General features: G+C 37.2%; 21 protein-coding genes and 1 tRNA gene. 17 read left to right on the forward strand and 5 right to left on the reverse strand.

What is annotated here, in order from left to right; all coding sequences use genetic code 11:
* The first annotated feature begins 78 nt into the window (after nucleotides 1-78).
* From DKM50_06985 to DKM50_07050, 14 genes are all read left to right on the forward strand, one after another.
* Nucleotides 79-1,230 carry a chorismate synthase gene (locus DKM50_06985; GenBank protein PZM79919.1) on the forward strand — a complete coding sequence of 384 codons (1,152 nt, stop codon included), beginning with the start codon at nucleotides 79-81 and terminating at the stop codon, nucleotides 1,228-1,230.
* A gap of 66 nt (nucleotides 1,231-1,296) precedes the next feature.
* Nucleotides 1,297-1,587: a 30S ribosomal protein S16 gene (rpsP, locus tag DKM50_06990; protein PZM79920.1), complete on the forward strand. Its 291-nt coding sequence runs from the start codon at nucleotides 1,297-1,299 to the stop codon at nucleotides 1,585-1,587.
* Nucleotides 1,588-1,640: 53 nt separating this feature from the next.
* On the forward strand, nucleotides 1,641-1,874 hold the full coding sequence (locus DKM50_06995) for a KH domain-containing protein (protein ID PZM79921.1): 234 nt from the start codon (nucleotides 1,641-1,643) through the stop codon (nucleotides 1,872-1,874).
* Nucleotides 1,875-1,889: 15 nt separating this feature from the next.
* Nucleotides 1,890-2,336 carry a hypothetical protein gene (locus tag DKM50_07000; protein PZM79922.1) on the forward strand — a complete coding sequence of 149 codons (447 nt, stop codon included), beginning with the start codon at nucleotides 1,890-1,892 and terminating at the stop codon, nucleotides 2,334-2,336.
* A complete protein-coding gene (rimM, locus tag DKM50_07005) occupies nucleotides 2,320-2,838 on the forward strand; it encodes a 16S rRNA processing protein RimM (protein PZM79923.1) in 519 nt (172 codons plus the stop codon). Before DKM50_07000 ends, rimM begins: the two co-directional genes overlap by 17 nt.
* Nucleotides 2,839-2,879: 41 nt before the next feature.
* A complete protein-coding gene (locus tag DKM50_07010; GenBank protein PZM79924.1) occupies nucleotides 2,880-3,602 on the forward strand; it encodes a tRNA (guanosine(37)-N1)-methyltransferase TrmD in 723 nt (240 codons plus the stop codon).
* An 18-nt stretch (nucleotides 3,603-3,620) separates the two neighbouring features.
* Nucleotides 3,621-3,980: a 50S ribosomal protein L19 gene (locus DKM50_07015; GenBank protein ID PZM79925.1), complete on the forward strand. Its 360-nt coding sequence runs from the start codon at nucleotides 3,621-3,623 to the stop codon at nucleotides 3,978-3,980.
* Nucleotides 3,980-4,726: a signal peptidase I gene (lepB, locus tag DKM50_07020; GenBank protein PZM79926.1), complete on the forward strand. Its 747-nt coding sequence runs from the start codon at nucleotides 3,980-3,982 to the stop codon at nucleotides 4,724-4,726. The genes DKM50_07015 and lepB overlap by 1 nt, the downstream gene beginning before the upstream one ends.
* A gap of 180 nt (nucleotides 4,727-4,906) precedes the next feature.
* On the forward strand, nucleotides 4,907-6,286 hold the full coding sequence (locus DKM50_07025; GenBank protein ID PZM79927.1) for a hypothetical protein: 1,380 nt from the start codon (nucleotides 4,907-4,909) through the stop codon (nucleotides 6,284-6,286).
* 42 nt (nucleotides 6,287-6,328) lie between these two features.
* On the forward strand, nucleotides 6,329-7,576 hold the full coding sequence (folP, locus tag DKM50_07030) for a dihydropteroate synthase (GenBank protein PZM79928.1): 1,248 nt from the start codon (nucleotides 6,329-6,331) through the stop codon (nucleotides 7,574-7,576).
* Nucleotides 7,569-8,051: a 2-amino-4-hydroxy-6-hydroxymethyldihydropteridine diphosphokinase gene (folK, locus tag DKM50_07035; protein PZM79929.1), complete on the forward strand. Its 483-nt coding sequence runs from the start codon at nucleotides 7,569-7,571 to the stop codon at nucleotides 8,049-8,051. The genes folP and folK overlap by 8 nt, the downstream gene beginning before the upstream one ends.
* Nucleotides 8,035-8,499 (forward strand): tRNA (adenosine(37)-N6)-threonylcarbamoyltransferase complex ATPase subunit type 1 TsaE, encoded by a 465-nt coding sequence (locus DKM50_07040; protein ID PZM79930.1) that lies wholly within the window; start codon nucleotides 8,035-8,037, stop codon nucleotides 8,497-8,499. The genes folK and DKM50_07040 overlap by 17 nt, the downstream gene beginning before the upstream one ends.
* 53 nt (nucleotides 8,500-8,552) lie before the next feature.
* Complete coding sequence (tsaB, locus tag DKM50_07045) at nucleotides 8,553-9,260, forward strand: tRNA (adenosine(37)-N6)-threonylcarbamoyltransferase complex dimerization subunit type 1 TsaB (GenBank protein PZM79931.1); 708 nt, start codon at nucleotides 8,553-8,555, stop codon at nucleotides 9,258-9,260.
* A complete protein-coding gene (locus DKM50_07050) occupies nucleotides 9,238-9,708 on the forward strand; it encodes a hypothetical protein (GenBank protein PZM79932.1) in 471 nt (156 codons plus the stop codon). The genes tsaB and DKM50_07050 overlap by 23 nt, the downstream gene beginning before the upstream one ends.
* A 37-nt stretch (nucleotides 9,709-9,745) precedes the next feature.
* Here the strand turns inward: DKM50_07050 and ispE are convergent, their stop codons facing one another.
* Nucleotides 9,746-10,624: a 4-(cytidine 5'-diphospho)-2-C-methyl-D-erythritol kinase gene (ispE, locus tag DKM50_07055; protein PZM79933.1), complete on the reverse strand. Its 879-nt coding sequence runs from the start codon at nucleotides 10,622-10,624 to the stop codon at nucleotides 9,746-9,748.
* Between the two features lie 70 nt (nucleotides 10,625-10,694).
* The gene (locus tag DKM50_07060) at nucleotides 10,695-10,973 is read right to left on the reverse strand and encodes a DNA-binding protein (GenBank protein PZM79934.1); all 279 of its coding nucleotides are present in this window, start codon (nucleotides 10,971-10,973) and stop codon (nucleotides 10,695-10,697) included.
* A 326-nt stretch (nucleotides 10,974-11,299) separates the two neighbouring features.
* Between DKM50_07060 and DKM50_07065 the strand changes: the two genes are divergently transcribed.
* The 3 genes from DKM50_07065 (at nucleotide 11,300) to DKM50_07075 (ending at nucleotide 13,759) form a co-directional block, all read left to right on the forward strand.
* Nucleotides 11,300-11,388: transfer RNA gene (locus DKM50_07065), tRNA-Leu, on the forward strand.
* A 197-nt stretch (nucleotides 11,389-11,585) separates the two neighbouring features.
* Entirely contained in the window at nucleotides 11,586-12,656 is a 1,071-nt protein-coding gene (locus DKM50_07070) for a hypothetical protein (protein ID PZM79935.1), read from the forward strand.
* A 194-nt stretch (nucleotides 12,657-12,850) separates the two neighbouring features.
* Nucleotides 12,851-13,759, forward strand: a complete 909-nt coding sequence (locus tag DKM50_07075) for a hypothetical protein (protein ID PZM79936.1) — start codon at nucleotides 12,851-12,853, stop codon at nucleotides 13,757-13,759.
* Between the two features lie 77 nt (nucleotides 13,760-13,836).
* On the opposite strand, the gene DKM50_07080 is transcribed toward DKM50_07075, so the two are convergent.
* The 3 genes from DKM50_07080 to DKM50_07090 are packed head-to-tail and all read right to left on the reverse strand — an operon-like array spanning nucleotide 13,837 to nucleotide 15,636.
* On the reverse strand, nucleotides 13,837-14,976 hold the full coding sequence (locus DKM50_07080; GenBank protein ID PZM79937.1) for a glycosyl transferase group 1: 1,140 nt from the start codon (nucleotides 14,974-14,976) through the stop codon (nucleotides 13,837-13,839).
* 59 nt (nucleotides 14,977-15,035) lie between these two features.
* Nucleotides 15,036-15,398, reverse strand: a complete 363-nt coding sequence (locus DKM50_07085) for a response regulator (protein PZM79938.1) — start codon at nucleotides 15,396-15,398, stop codon at nucleotides 15,036-15,038.
* 46 nt (nucleotides 15,399-15,444) lie between these two features.
* Nucleotides 15,445-15,636, reverse strand: a complete 192-nt coding sequence (locus DKM50_07090; GenBank protein ID PZM79939.1) for a hypothetical protein — start codon at nucleotides 15,634-15,636, stop codon at nucleotides 15,445-15,447.
* Nucleotides 15,637-15,651: the final 15 nt, after the last annotated feature.

Here is a 15,651-nt window from a genome sequence, read left to right on the forward strand (position 1 = left end):
TATAATTGTTTTTTATTAAATGACCTACTATACTATATTAACTAAGGATAATTTTAGTAACTTTTATGGGAGATAAGAATGAGATATTTGACTGCCGGTGAATCTCACGGAAAAGGACTCGTTGTTATCATCGAGGGCATCCCGGCTAATTTAGAACTAACTGCCTACGATATCAACAAAGAACTTGCAAAACGGCAACAAGGATATGGCCGCGGCGGCAGAATGAAAATAGAAACAGATACCGTAGAAATCATCTCAGGCATCAGGCATGGCAAAACGCTTGGCAGCCCGATTTCCTTCGTTATCTATAACAAAGACTGGGAGAATTGGCAGGAGACAATGAGTGTCGAGCCGATAGATAGCGAATCGAAACCTATCAGTGCAGTAAGGCCAGGCCACGCAGATCTTCCGGGGATGCTCAAATATAATCAAAACGATCTCCGGAATATCCTGGAGAGATCATCTGCACGAGAAACAGCGGCAAGAGTCGCTGCCGGGGCAGTTGCCAAAAAATATCTGGAAACATTTAACATTTCTATCTGGAGCCACGTGACTCAAATAGGTTCGGTAGCTTCCACCATGACTAATAGCAACAGTTTATCCTACCAAGATATCTGTGCCCACCTTGAAACATCCGAACTCAAATGCCTCTCAACCGAAGCAGAATCCAGAATGAAAAGCGCCATTGATGAAGCTAAAAGTAAGGGAGTCACGCTCGGAGGGATATTTGAAATTATTATCGACCGGCTACCGGTCGGACTCGGCAGCCATGTCCAATGGGACAGAAAACTTGACGGGCAGCTCGCACAGGCGCTTATGAGCATTCAGGCAATAAAAGGCGTGGAGATAGGAATGGGATTCGAAGCAGCCACCTTACCAGGAAATCTCGTCCATGATGAACTATTCTATAGCGAAGAAAAAGGCTATTACAGAAAAACCAATAATGCAGGAGGGATTGAAGGCGGGATTTCAAATGGAAATAAAATTATCTTACGTGCCGCTATGAAACCCATACCAACCATGAAGCATTCACTACAATCAGTAGATATCTCAACAAAAAAACCTGTTGACGCTCATTTTGAAAGGTCAGATAATTGTGCTGTTCCAGCAGCTAGTGTTGTTGGAGAAAATGTCGTTGCAATTACGTTAGCAAATGCATTAATAGAAAAGTTAGGCGGTGATTATATAGAAGAACAGTTGGCAAGATTTTCTTTATTGAAAAAGAAATAAACAATATCATTGACGAAAAGTCGATTAATATGATATTATCATCCCCTGATTTTGAAGGAGGCAATAATGGCTGTAAAAATTCGTTTAAAAAGATTTGGAAAGAAAAAAGACCCTATCTATCGTGTCGTAGTACAAGATTCACATGTACAGCGTGACGGAAAGGTAATTGAACAATTGGGACAGTATGCACCCAAAAATGATCCAGTAGTATTTAATGTTGATGTTGAAAAAGTTAAGTCCTGGATAGGCAAAGGTGCACAACCTACGGTTACAGTTGCTCGATTACTAGGAAATGCAGGGATTATTTCAAAACCTGTTAGAACTGCAAAGAAACCACCGAAGAAGCAAAAAGCATAAGTATAAAGAACTTGTTAAAGTTCTGATGCATGTATGAAAGCAGGTGTAGTATTATGAAACAACTAGTTGAAATAATAACAAAAGCTCTCGTTGATAATCCGGATGAGGTAAGAATAAATGAAACTGAAGGAGAAAGCATTGTTATTCTCGAAATTAACGTTTCTCCTGAAGATGTCGGTAAAATAATCGGCAGAGAAGGTAGAATTGCAAATGCCATCAGAACTGTTGTCAAAGCTGCAGCTGCAAAACAAAGAAAAAAAGTAACTGTTGAAATTATAACTAAATAACCTAAGGAGATTTTAATGGATGACAAAAAGAAATCTAAGTCGGTTACTTTAAAGAGAACAGTGACGATAAAAGCTATTGTTACAGAAGATTTTAGAAAATACTTAGTCTATGAACTACAGAATTCCATAAAATCTCTCGATGAAAAACTCCAGCAAATGGAAATACAAGGGAAACAGCTTGTTGAGATGATGACCAAGCAAGGTGCCCTTGACCAAATAAGTTCAATAAAGCAACAAATCGAACTTGAACGCGTCCAACAAAAATCTGCAAAAGATGAACTAACGAAAAGAGTAGACGAAGCACAAAGCCTTCCTATCGACAGTGAATTCGTTCAGGGAACTATAGATGGATTCGTATCAATCAAACCTGGAGATAATCTTTATCAAAAGCTAGGAGCCATGGAAATCATTATAAAAGACGGGATTATCCAGGACATAACGGGTGATGTTGAAGAAAAATAATAACTATATAATTTTTGGTGTTATAACAAAACAACATGGAATAAAAGGGGAGCTTCGGCTCCTCCCTTTTTTTCAAGATACCTCAACCTTTTATAAGGCTAAGGAAGTAACCCTTATAAAAAACAACGACATTAGGACCTTCAGGGTATGTTCAGCAAGACCCCATGCCAAATTCATTCTTATAAAACTGGAATCGATTAACTCAATCGAAGACGCTATACCGCTGATTAACAGTGAAGTTGGAATAAGCAATGAATATGTTCCGCCACTGGAAAAAGATGAATTCTACGTGGAAGACCTTATTGGAATGAAAGCGCTTGATAGTGAAAACAGCTTTTCCGGAACGGTAAAAGACGTATTTACCACACCGAGCAATGATGTTTATGAAATTACCAATGATGACACCGGAGAAGAAATACTTGTGCCAGGAACAAAAGAATATATCCACAAAATAGACTTCGAAAACAAAGAAATTAGGATTAAGTTGCCGAAGTACCTATAATACTTAATAATTTCATCAGTTGGAAAGCTGTGAGAGAGTACATGAAAATTGATATTATAACTATATTTCCCGGCTTATTTACCAGCGTTTTTTCTGAAAGCATCATTAAAAAAGCTCTCGATAAAAATATCTGCGAAATAAAGATACATAATCTACGGGAATATTGCGAGGACAAACACAAACAAGTAGACGACTCTCCATTTGGAGGCGGTCCAGGCATGGTGTTCAAACCGGAACCGCTTCACAAAGCTATTACATCCTTAAAAACTGCCGACACCTATACCATACTAACCTGCCCTCGGGGGAAACGTCTGACACAAACGCTATTAAGCAATTTATCAGATAAACATCACCTGATTATTATTGCTGCACATTATGAAGGTATCGACGAGCGGATAACAGAGAGCCTTGTTGATCAGTCCGTTTCAATTGGTGATTATGTACTATGTGGAGGAGAGCTGCCAAGCATGGTGCTTTGCGAAGGGCTTATCAGACTATTGCCCGGCGTTGTCGGGAATCAAGAATCATTAAAGCAGGACTCATTTCAGGAATCGTTACTTGATTTCCCTCACTATACCAGGCCAGCAAATTTTCTTGGACAAAATGTACCTCATGTGCTATTATCAGGCAGTCATAATGCCATACATCAATGGAGAAGACAGCAAAGCATTATCAAAACCTTTAACGAAAGGCCTGATACACTTGCTGGTGCTTGTTTTTCTGAAGAAGATAAAACATTATTCGAAAATTACTTTAAAACATAATTAGTAAAGGAGATAGGAATGTCTAACATAATAGAAAAAATTGAAAGTGCCCAAGTCAGAAGTGACTTCCCGGAGTTCCATGTAGGGGACACGATAAAGGTATATGCAAAAATTATCGAAGGAAAAAAAGAAAGAATACAATTCTTTCAAGGCATTGTTATTAAGATGCAAAACGGCTCTGTACAGAAAACATTTTCTGTCAGAAAAGTTGTTGGCGATGTTGGCGTCGAAAAAACCTTTCCCCTTAACTCACCGAAAATCACAAAGATCGAGATTATTACTGCAGGAAAAGTACGTAGAGCCCGATTATTTTACCTAAGAGACAGAATAGGTACGAAAGCAACAAGAATTAAAAAGAAGGAGACTAAAAAGTCTTAATGTTTAGTAACAAACTGAAATCACTCGCTGATAATCAGAATAAAAGTATTAGCAGACATATAAGGGAAACAGTAGAAACCTTTGTTATTGCTTTTGTTTTAGCTGTTCTTATAAAAACTTTCTTCTTTCAAATTTTTTATATTCCTTCAGGATCAATGATACCTACGCTCATGATAAAAGACCGGCTCGTCGTAATTAAGCCGTACTATGGGATTCAAAATCCATTATTTAATGCTAAACACAAAAAAACATTTCTTTATGTTATTCCTAATCCGCTTTATAAGGTAAATATCCCGTTTTCAAATACAAAATATGTGATTGATTTCAAAAACCCGCTAAAAAGATTTGACGTTGTAGTTTTTTACCCACCGGAAGAACCGGTTGAGGGAGCAATACATTTCTACACCGAAAATACCTTCCGAAAGGTAACGTATTTCCGGCCTCCCCAGAAACCAGGAAGTGACTATATAAAAAGAATAATTGGCTTACCTGGCGAGATTATTGAAGTTAAAGATGGCTACATCTATGTTAACGGCAAAAAAATTGATGAGTCAAAGCATCTTCTCATAAGGGATGAAGATAATTTCGGACCAATCAAGATACCCGCAAAGAGCTTCTTCGCAATGGGCGACAATCGTCCGCGCAGCAGTGACAGCAGAATCTGGGGCTTCCTGCCAGCAGAAAATATTGTTGGTAAAGCTATATTCAAAATCTGGCCAGTTACCCGAATTGGTCCTATAATCTAATAACTTTTACTGGCTATTTGCTTTCATACTAAGTTTTCCCTAAAAACTAATCCAGACTATTATCATCAAGAAGTGCTATTCATAAAGAATTCCATACTCCTTGTTGATGTTTCATTTTATCTATACCGTGGAATAATTATCATAACAACACCATTATAAATATATATGAAGGAGAGCCTCATGGAAGTCAGCAAAGGAATAGGCGAAACAATAAAATACTTCAGCACTAAAACAAATCATTTGGATAATGACAGCAAAAACGTTTCTGTAGAAGAACTAAAAAAAGCAAAAGATGACAAGAACCTTGCTCCCGAAGGTAAAGAATTCATTCAATCATTATTAGCAAATAACGAAACGCTCTATAAATCTATGATGAAGATGACAAATGAAAATTGCTTTGGCCTCGTAAATAGCGGTGAGCTTTCTATCAAAGACCTTTCTAAAGCTCAGTACCTAAAAGATACCAGCAGCACTATAGATGAGTTAATAAGCTATTTCAACAGAGGTGAAAATGCGTTCAGCACAGAAGCTCCCGGGTTTTTGCCCAAAACCTTTTTAGGACTTTTTAAATTCCCTTGGGATTATAAAGCTTTAAATAAAAATGCCTTCACCGACATAAAAGACGATAAAAATAAAACTATTAACAATGATACCTCAAAAGAGATCTGGAATGAACTACAAAAAAAAGGGTACATAAACGAGAAGGGTAAAGTATTAGACAAATTTGCTCCTGACAAGGAGAACTTCAAGCTCGATATCGATTCAAAATTTGCGAGATATGACAAAGACATAATATTTATAATGAACCAAGACCACCATATATCTAAAAACGAATTGGAAAAAGCCAAAGCTGATAATCGACTATCTGCTGGTACAAAAAAACTGATTGAGTCAATGCTAGCGGACCAAGGAACTCTATACGATTCGCTCACCCACCTTACAAAAGAAAGCTTGAAAGGGTTTAATAATGACAAAGAGTTGTCCCTAGCAGATCTCTACCGGAATAACCGTGAGATGAAAAAACCTGAAGCAGAAGAAGTTGTGAAGACCCTTGATACTTTAAACGACAAAAAAACATTACACGAAAAATTAATAAATGAAATTAATTCTCCCTCCAACAAAAAGCTAGCCGGAGACATCCTTAACTACTTCACGTCAGGTAAAAAGGATAATCAAGGACAGTGGATTCCAAATAAGGAGCACTTCCCAGCAATATACGATTATTACAAAGATGGGAACAAAGCTTGGTTCAAAAAAGACGGCAATTATTTAATAAGCGTCTTATCAAAAAAAGAAGATTATCCTGATTTTAATAATAATCTAAAATTCACGCTTAAAATGGTCGCTAACCTGATAGAAGTAAAAGGTGAAAACAATCCTGACACGAAAAATATCGCCAATAAGATACGTACAGGCTCTTTCGAAAACGCACTTACAGCATATAGACACTTCAAAGCTCCAAATGACACCGAATTCACAGGAACCGCTTTTGGATTAAATACTATCCAAGACCTGGCAGATGATCTTGAAAAATACAAACAACTTCCCCTTTTGAAATAAAGTTTATAGATAAAAACCCCCGAAAAATTGTGGGGCTTTTTTTTGTCTTTTCAAATATGTTATAATTTCCCTATGAAGAATCTAGCAATTATCAAAAAATTTGTAAATAACGAGGAAATAATAGAGGCACTTCGCTTACTAGGATCAGATACCCATGGCATCAAGATCATGGCCCCGAAGTTTCGTCATCATGTTATCAAAATAACCAACATATCAACAACTGCGGCATTAATCATTAAACAAGAAATGCTCTCCAAAGGTGGGGAAGTAGCAACTCCCCGGAATATGATTACACATACCATCAATGAAGGCGATATTATGATAGCGGGTACATCAAACCAATACAAAGAGCTTATTAGAAAGCTCAGAGCCCAGCCTTTCGGGCTTAAAAATATTGCGGAGGAGCTTGAATCACTTACAGGAGAAGATAGACTACACCCAATAGTCATAGGGAAGAAAACTTTCGACTTTAATGTCCAGTCTTATCTAATGGGCATACTTAACGTCACACCTGACTCTTTCTCTGATGGAGGGCAGTATTATAGCGCCGAAGATGCTTTGCGCAAAGCCAAGCAATTAATCAATGAAGAGGCCGATATAATTGATATAGGAGGACAATCCACTCGCCCTGGAGCAGAAAGCATCCAGATAGAAGAAGAAATAAAGCGAGTACTCCCGGTAATTAAAGCGATTAGAACTATTTCGACAATTCCAATCTCAATCGATACGTTTCATTCACGTGTTGCGCATACAGCCTTGCAAGAAGGCGCGGATATGGTTAATGACATTAGCGGGTTGCGTTTTGATCCTGAAATGGCTGCCGTTGTGAAAAAACACAATTGCCCGGTTGCACTTATGCATACACAAGGGATGCCACTAACCATGCAGAAAAATCCAACATATAGCAATATTATACAAGAAATCATCGAATACTTAGAAGACTCAATTAAGCTTGCAATTGAGACAGGAATTGACAAATCAAAAATTATTATTGACCCAGGTATCGGGTTTGGGAAAAATATCAACCATAACCTTTCCATTCTACATAACCTCGGCGAACTCAAAACACTGAAATGCCCGATCCTTGTGGGCACCAGCAGAAAATCTTTTATAGGAAAGATACTAGGAGATCCGGTCGATGAAAGGATCCTCGGCACAGCAGTTACTAATGTTATTGCATTAAATAATGGAGCCAATATAATTAGGGTCCATGATGTGAAGGAAATGAAAAAAGTTATCACAATGTCAGAATCAATAAAATATTACAAAGGAGGGTCTTATTGTGATTAAAGCTTTCTTATCGCTCGGCAGTAATCTTGGAGATAAAGAACTTAATATAAAAAAAGCAATTGAAGCACTACAAACCGCGAAAGGTATCGACATAATGATGGTATCAAATTGTTATGAAACCTTACCCGAAGGCGGAGGCAGGAACCAACCATTTTTTCTTAATAACGCAGTGGAGATACTAACAACGCTTACACCTCACGAATTACTGGAAAAAGCGCAGGAAATAGAAAGCAATTTAGGCCGCACAAATAAAAATGATTATAGCCCGCGTATAATCGATATCGATATTGTTCTTTATGGTGAGGACATTATTATTGAAGAAGACCTTACGATACCACACCCATTAATGCATGAACGACTTTTTGTCCTTGAACCGCTCTATGAAATTGCTCCGGATGCGATTCATCCGGTAATGGGTGAAACGGTAGAAAAGCTATTACATCAGTTACAAAACGGCTATGGAATATATAACTAAAAGCACACAAGAAACTTATGATTTGGCCAGGAAAATTGCATCCCTGACTCATTCACAAGACATAATTGCCTTACAGGGAACATTAGGTGCCGGAAAAACAACGTTCACTCAGGGTTTCTGTAAATTTTTTCACGTTACAGCTTACGTGACTTCGCCCACATTTACCCTGATAAATATATATCATGGATCTTTGCCAATCTACCATATCGACCTATACCGGCTTAATGAACTGGAAGATACACTGGATATCGGCATCGAAGAATATTTACCTCCCAAAGAAGGCATTGTACTGGTAGAATGGGCAGACAAGTTCCCTGATGTATTGCCAGAAGACTATATTTCCATTAAAATTACCTATGAGAATGAAACTACGCGATGCTTTTATATTCAAGGCCTCGGCAATAAATATAAGGATTTCGAGCAAAACCTGGCATGCCTGATTAAATAGGTTTATTCTCAATCGGGTTTTAAAAAGATCGAGAGAATAAAGGAAAAGATCTAATGAAAATACTAGCAATCAGTTCTTCAACAAATTCTCTCAGCATAGCAATTGCCGCGGATTCTAAAGTTATTGGAGAGAGCTTCTACAACCATATTCCAACGTTGTCTGAAAACATTGTTCGTTACATTAAGATCCTTATAGATGAAACAAAAACTCCAATAAAATCGATACAAGGAGTTGTCGTTAGTAAAGGTCCTGGGGCTTTTACTAACTTGCGGGTAGGAATTACGGCGGCCAAAGTCATGTCGCAAATACTCACGATTCCAATCATTGGACTTGATTCGCTCGAACTGGTTGCGCGAAATGTCCAGGTCTCGGGAAGTGTTGTTGTCATTCAGAAAGCCTGCAGAAACGATGTAAATGTAGCGATTTATGGGATGGAACACTTTACTTTAACCCCATTATCAAAACCATTCACCATTAATACCGAGACACTAGCCGCCAAGTTATCGGACAGCAAAGGGCCGCTCTATTTAACTGGAGACGGAGCATCCCTTGTTTTTGAAATCATAGAGGAATCAATTCGGAAAGCAGGAATTTATCTCGCGCCTAAGAGCACATGGGAACCACGGGCATCAACCTTAGCATTCTGGGGACAGGAGCTTCTAGAGCGAGGGAAGCAGGATAATGTGCTGACACTTAGTCCGGTCTACTCACATCCGCCTAACATCCGTAAAACTGTATATGGAAAAAACAAAAACATTTAACACCACGCCTGTCATCCTTTATTTAACAGTGGATCATCGCGAACTGGTTTCCAATCTTTCACTATTATTTGATTTCCACTGGAATAAAGATAATTTCGAAGCGATTCTTTCCTCTTGTTACTCATTGAATATAGGGTTATTCGTCAATAACGAGCTAAATGGCTTTCTACTAGCGACAGCACTCCATCCTACCGCTTCCATCGAACTGATAGCAATCCATCCTCAAGCCCAAAAACAAGGGTTAGGAATGCTCCTCTTTCAACACTTTTCTGAAATTTTAAAGAACCGAGATTTCAAAGAAATAGAGCTTGAAGTCTCAGAAATCAATACCGCACATTATTTTTATGAAAAAATGGGATTCACTGTTTTTAATAAAAGACGGAACTACTACAAAGATGGCTCAGATGCGTTATTAATGACACATTCATTAGAAGATCACTCGCGTTAGGCAGCACTGAATTCGCACAGATGTGAAAAGAAATCCGTTATTTTCGCTCAAGAACCTCTATCCCATGAGGAACAGTTTGGCAAAGCGTGGCAAAATACCCTTTTTTATCAAAGTATTCAGCGATTTTATGTAAAATATTTTTTTCCTTAGATAAGGCAAAAAAAGCAGAACCACTCCCCGTCATCATTACAGCATCTGCGCCAAGAGTCAAACATTCAGCTTTTATAGAATTTATTTCCTGATAACTCCCGCTACATAACTCCTCAAAAACATTATAAAGCGAAGCATTACGAGTCAAAGGATTTCCTATCCTATCAATTATGCGATCAGCAGATTCAGGGGGGGTAGAATAATGTGCATATTGCTGGTACGCCCATCCTGTTGAAATAGAGAATAATGGTTTTATGATAACCATGGAGAAAGGTTCGATGTCTTTCATTTTTTGAAGGACCTCCCCCCTACCCTGCGCACTATAGGTGCCTCCGAAAAGACAAAAAGGAACATCACTACCAATCGTTGAAGCTATCTCGATCAGTTCATTTTGAGAAAGTGAAATGCCATACAACTCAGATAACCCGACAATTACAGCAGCACCGTCCGCACTGCCTCCGGCCATTCCGGCTTCTGTAGGAATGTTTTTTTCGAGATAAATTTCGATACCACCTTTTATTCCAGTATATGAATAAAAAGCTTTAGCTGCTTTAAATGCAATATTGGATTCATCGAGAGGTATCAAAATATTATTGCTTTTGATCGAGATATATTGATCGTCATTCTTCGTCAAACCAATTCTATCTGCAAGCGAAACAGATTGCATAATGGTAAAAATATCATGAAAACCATCGTCGCGTTTTTTTATGATTTCAAGAAAAAGATTTATTTTTGCATAGGCTTTTAATAATATATAGTTGTACATACTCGCCACCCTTAAGGAATAAAAACCCCGAACGAGCCGGGGTTTAATTATTAATTACTGATTAAAGAAACTATCTACCTTTGACAGCATCTTTTAGTGCTTTACCAGCAATAAAAGCCGGTGTCTTTGTTTTGGAAATCTCGATTTTCTGACCTGTTCTTGGGTTTCTACCCGTTCTTCCTTTTCGATCTCTTACTTCGAACATACCAAATCCCACAAGACGAACATTCTTTCCAGTCTTTAACTCCTTAGTAATGATTTCTATCATTTCCTCTACGATATCACTTACGATGGTTTTTGTCTTTCCTGTTTTATCCGAAATTCTCTCAATCAAATTCTTTTTATTCATTCCCCAAAACCCCTTTCATATTTCTAATTTAGCATGTGTTAAAATCATAGTCATTATATCATTTGTTTTAAACCTGTAAACATTTTTCTTTAAAATTTTAAATAGGATAAAACAAAATCAAATACTTCCAATATTCATAATATGATGATCTATCTCCCGAGAATATATTACGTTTTCCTAAGATGAGATAATGTTTATCAGCTTTAAAATTTGTAATTTTCTAACATATCAGAAGGTGTATTTCTTAAATCCGTAAAGAAAAACAAAGTATATTTGTTGACGTCGTATTATCTTTATGATTTAATTATTGAATAATTCATAAGCGTGCCGGGGTGGTGGAATTGGTAGACACACCAGCTTGAGGGGCTGGCGGCCTTCATTGGCTGTGCAAGTTCAAGTCTTGTCCTCGGCACCAAATACTGATAATTTTTAAGACAGCTACTTGCCCTATCGAAGTAGCTTTTTTTGGCTCTACTCCAAAGATTTAGGAATCCTGAATTGGAGCCTGGCTGCCGGATATTCTCGACAATACCATCTACCGCGGAAAATTTTGGGGATATTTATAAAAAATATAACGATAAATAAAGGTAGATTTACATCTAATTGCAGAACATGGAAAAGAACAAAGGCATAGCCGTGATATTACTATATAAAAAAGTTATCAATTTTGTGGATTTAATAAAAAATCAACTAACTTTTGAGAGAGACTTCGAACTCTGGGATGGTGATATTAATAGAATTTTTGGAAGGATAGGAACAGCTCACGTAATTCCTAATTCCTCTAAAATCGAGTTTTTATCATTTGGTAGTGCGTTAATGAGCAAAAAAGTGAATAAATTTACCAGATTAAAAGAATTTACTCAGAAAGACATTGATTTCGTCAGGTCAATAAAAGATGAGCGAGACACAACGAAAATCGATGAAGTATGTCAAAACCTTCGAGTTGCTCAAACTAAAGAATATCAAAGTTATAAACAAAAGAATAATTACAAGATGATAAAATTATTGCTCATAGAAAGGTATTGGAAAACGCAAGGATTAATTGACTCTTCCTCCGGGTTATCGCTACTTGATCACGCGCAGAAAGAGTGGAATATTTTAATCGGTTTATTAACAGGTCAAATTGAAAGAATTCCTTTCCAGAACTTCGGTATCCCCAGTACAAATCAAGTTAGTGCTCTTAAAGCTCTATTTGCCAAATATTTCACACAAGAAATTTCATTAATAAATGAATCAGCATTACTTTTATTACAGGGGTTCTTTAGCTATTTTTTAATACTTCATGATATTGGAAAAATATATGATGGAGACACCGGACATGAGAAGAGAAGTGAAGAAAGAATAAAGTTATTATTTCAATATAACAAAAATATCTTTGATAGATTAAAAGATAAAGAGTGGAAACTATTATGGTTAGCAATTGGGGAACATTCAACATTAGATAGGGTAAGGAACGATGATCCGAATATTGCACAGGATGCTCAAGAAAGAATCATCAAAATATTTACAAATGCTGAATTGCATTTGTCACAAGAAGAACAGAGAATTCTTTTTCTAGGATTAGTTATATTTCGAATTGCAGAAGGAGTTCAATCAGAACATTTTGGTATTATTGATGAAAAAACAATTAAATCAAAGTTTGAGGATTATAAATTAATAAAAACTAAACTAGGATTAAACTGAGATTCCCAGGCACTAGATATAGAGAATTTTCAAGATAGCTACCTGCACTATTGCAGTAGTTTTTTCTAGGGCAAAAAGCACTACTTATAAAAGCGCAAAACGAGTAAAGTCAAGGCCTCCGGAAGTAGTGCTTTCCATTGAAACCTATCGATCTGTTCTTTATAATAGGTGGTATAGGCCCGTTAGGATTTGGTATGCGACACTTAGTTTACATTTTTTTATTCATTATTTTTCTCACTTCTCAATCTATTGTTCACAGCAAAGAACATAGCGTTGCCTTTGATCTGGGCTATCAGTTTATTCCAGAGGGAGCAACTTCACATCTTGAATTTATCACGATACTCCCAAGAACCATTGCAAATTGCCAGCACATCAATACAATAAATTTTTCTATTCCGCCGGATTCTATCTATGAAAATGACGGAAACAACTATGCAAAATTTGTCTTTTCAAATGTCAGCCAAAATATATCGCTCACGATTAATGTTGAGGCTATGCTTATGAACTACGACCTCAACACAGCGCTTAGTATATCACTTAATAGCATAGACGAGACCTTCAACAAATACTTGCAGTCCGAAATTTTCCAGGAAAAAGATGATCCGCTTATACAAACAATAGCCAAAACCATAACCGGAAACGAAGATATCACGATCGTCAAAAATATCTATACATACGTAAAACGCTCCATGCGGTATATGGGCTATACTCCATTCAGCCTTGGGGCCAAATACGCAGCAAAAATGAAACAAGGCGACTGCACAGAATTTTCTGACCTCTTCGTTGCACTGTGTCGAGCGAAAAATATTCCGGCTAAAAGCATTGATGGCTACACAACAACCTACTACAATGTGCCTTCGCATGCCTGGACAGAAGTATTTTTATCCGGTTATGGGTGGGTACCTTTCGATGTGACACTTGATGACAATAAACTTTCTACGTTCACCAGACTAAAACCAATTTATATCTATTTTTCGCAAACCCGAAATGACAGGGAACTAACCTTAAAAAACAGAATACAGGATGCACATTTTTTTTCATACTGGTATATTGGAAGTCCTGTTCGTTTTTTCAATAGTTTTACTGTAAGAAAATACATATAATTCTCTTTAGCCTGCACTTTTAAGGATAGCAGAAATAACGGGGCGGTTAACTGACAGACGCCAATAAAAATCTCTTTTTACGGATTAGAAAATAATTTAAGCAGCTGATCAACGATGTGACTCCAGGTGTAGCCTTGTGAAACATACAAAGGACCGGAACGATGTGCCTGCATGCGAAAATCCTGGTTTTCTATTGAAAATATCATTAATTCAACCAAGTGGTCTAAATCAGGCTCTAAATAAGTCCCTTCATTTTTATGAAAGTTTGAGCTATTAATGTGTAAGGCAAATGAATTGTCGGTAAAATCATCCGTTGGACCTCCTTTTGTACATAGAACAGGGAGTCCACAAGCCATAGCTTCCAACACCGGCATATTAAAACCCTCAGCTCTATAGGGGGCAACATAAACATCTGCAAAATGATAAAGGTCTGCCATGGCAGAAAAGGAAAGATTGTCACCAATATAATAGAGCCGTGGCAATATTTTGTCGATGGTATTCTGTGGCAATGATTCCATGTAGGCCGTCACCGCTTGTGATGAAGGATATAAAGAATCAGCACCTTTTAAGACAAGTTTTGTATCCGGATATTTGTCAATTATAATGCCAAAGGCTTTTAGCAATAAATCTATTCCTTTACTTCCAGCCATCGCACTATTATTAAAAAACACAAAACCATTTAAACCGGAACGCTTTCTCTGCTCTAATTTCTGCTCTTTAGTCCTTGGATTGAAGATATTGATATCTACGCCATGCGGGATGACACGAACGCGTTCAGGCTCGGCACCATGATTGAGAAAACCCTCTCTCGACCATTGAGAAGGCGTAATGATGTACGTATCATTATTTTTAATGATTTCCTTCAATGGTATATTTCCAAAAAGATAATCAATTTCAACTTTCTTGGTTTCAGTGGTACCAAATACGAAAGTACGTGAGGATTTGGATCTCCGGAAATCAAAAGGACCGTATATCCGATAGGTAATATCGGGAATTTCATCATCTAGTATCACGGGAATATTGAAAAGCTTTTCCTCATCAGTTTTGCTAAATATCTCACGGGTTGGTTTCCAGGAAGACCCGTAATAAGGCATATCTCGGCGAAAGATTTTTATGTCGGATTGTTTCAAGAATTCAAGAGTTTGGAATTGATTCACAACCGCATATGAATGCGATATAAACCACCACCCCTCGATAAGAATAGATTTCATAGTCATTCTATGATCTCACATACCAATAGCCAAAAAACTATAGAGAAAATCAGCAACTGCTAGGCTTAAACTTCACCAAGTACCTTTTTTACTGCTGAAAACAAAATATCAAGTTCAAAAGGTTTAGTAAGAATCTCTTTTACATTGAGTAAATTCAACTTATTTATTACATTCGAGGTAGCATGAGCGGATACGATAATAACAGGTATATTTTTTTTCTTAAGCTGCAGAGCGAACTCTAACCCATTCATATTCGGCATACTTAGGTCCGTTACCACAAGGTCAGGCTTATAGCTGTCGGCTTTTATAAGACCATCTTTTCCATCATTACCAATATAGACAAGATATCCTTCTTTTTCCAAGGCTTTCGCAACTATCTTCCGAACAAACATCTCATCATCAACAATAAGGATTTTTTTCTTACTCATTACCTCTAAAGTCCTTCCGACTGAAAATTTCACACCAATATAAAGATTATATGAAATCTTTCGATCTTTGGTCAAGATCAATAAACATTCTCGCTTTGCTCAATCTACATACTTCTTGCGTCCGAGCGATAAAGCATTTCTCAAATTTCTTATAATCCATACGTGCAAAATCCTCGACTTCTTCCCATGCGTTACAGCGACATATTATTGCGCATATTGCTATCGTTATAATATCTATTAACTTATGTCTTTG

This window comes from Candidatus Margulisiibacteriota bacterium (genome assembly GCA_003242895.1).
Classification (GTDB): Bacteria; Margulisbacteria; Riflemargulisbacteria; order GWF2-39-127; family GWF2-39-127; genus GWF2-39-127.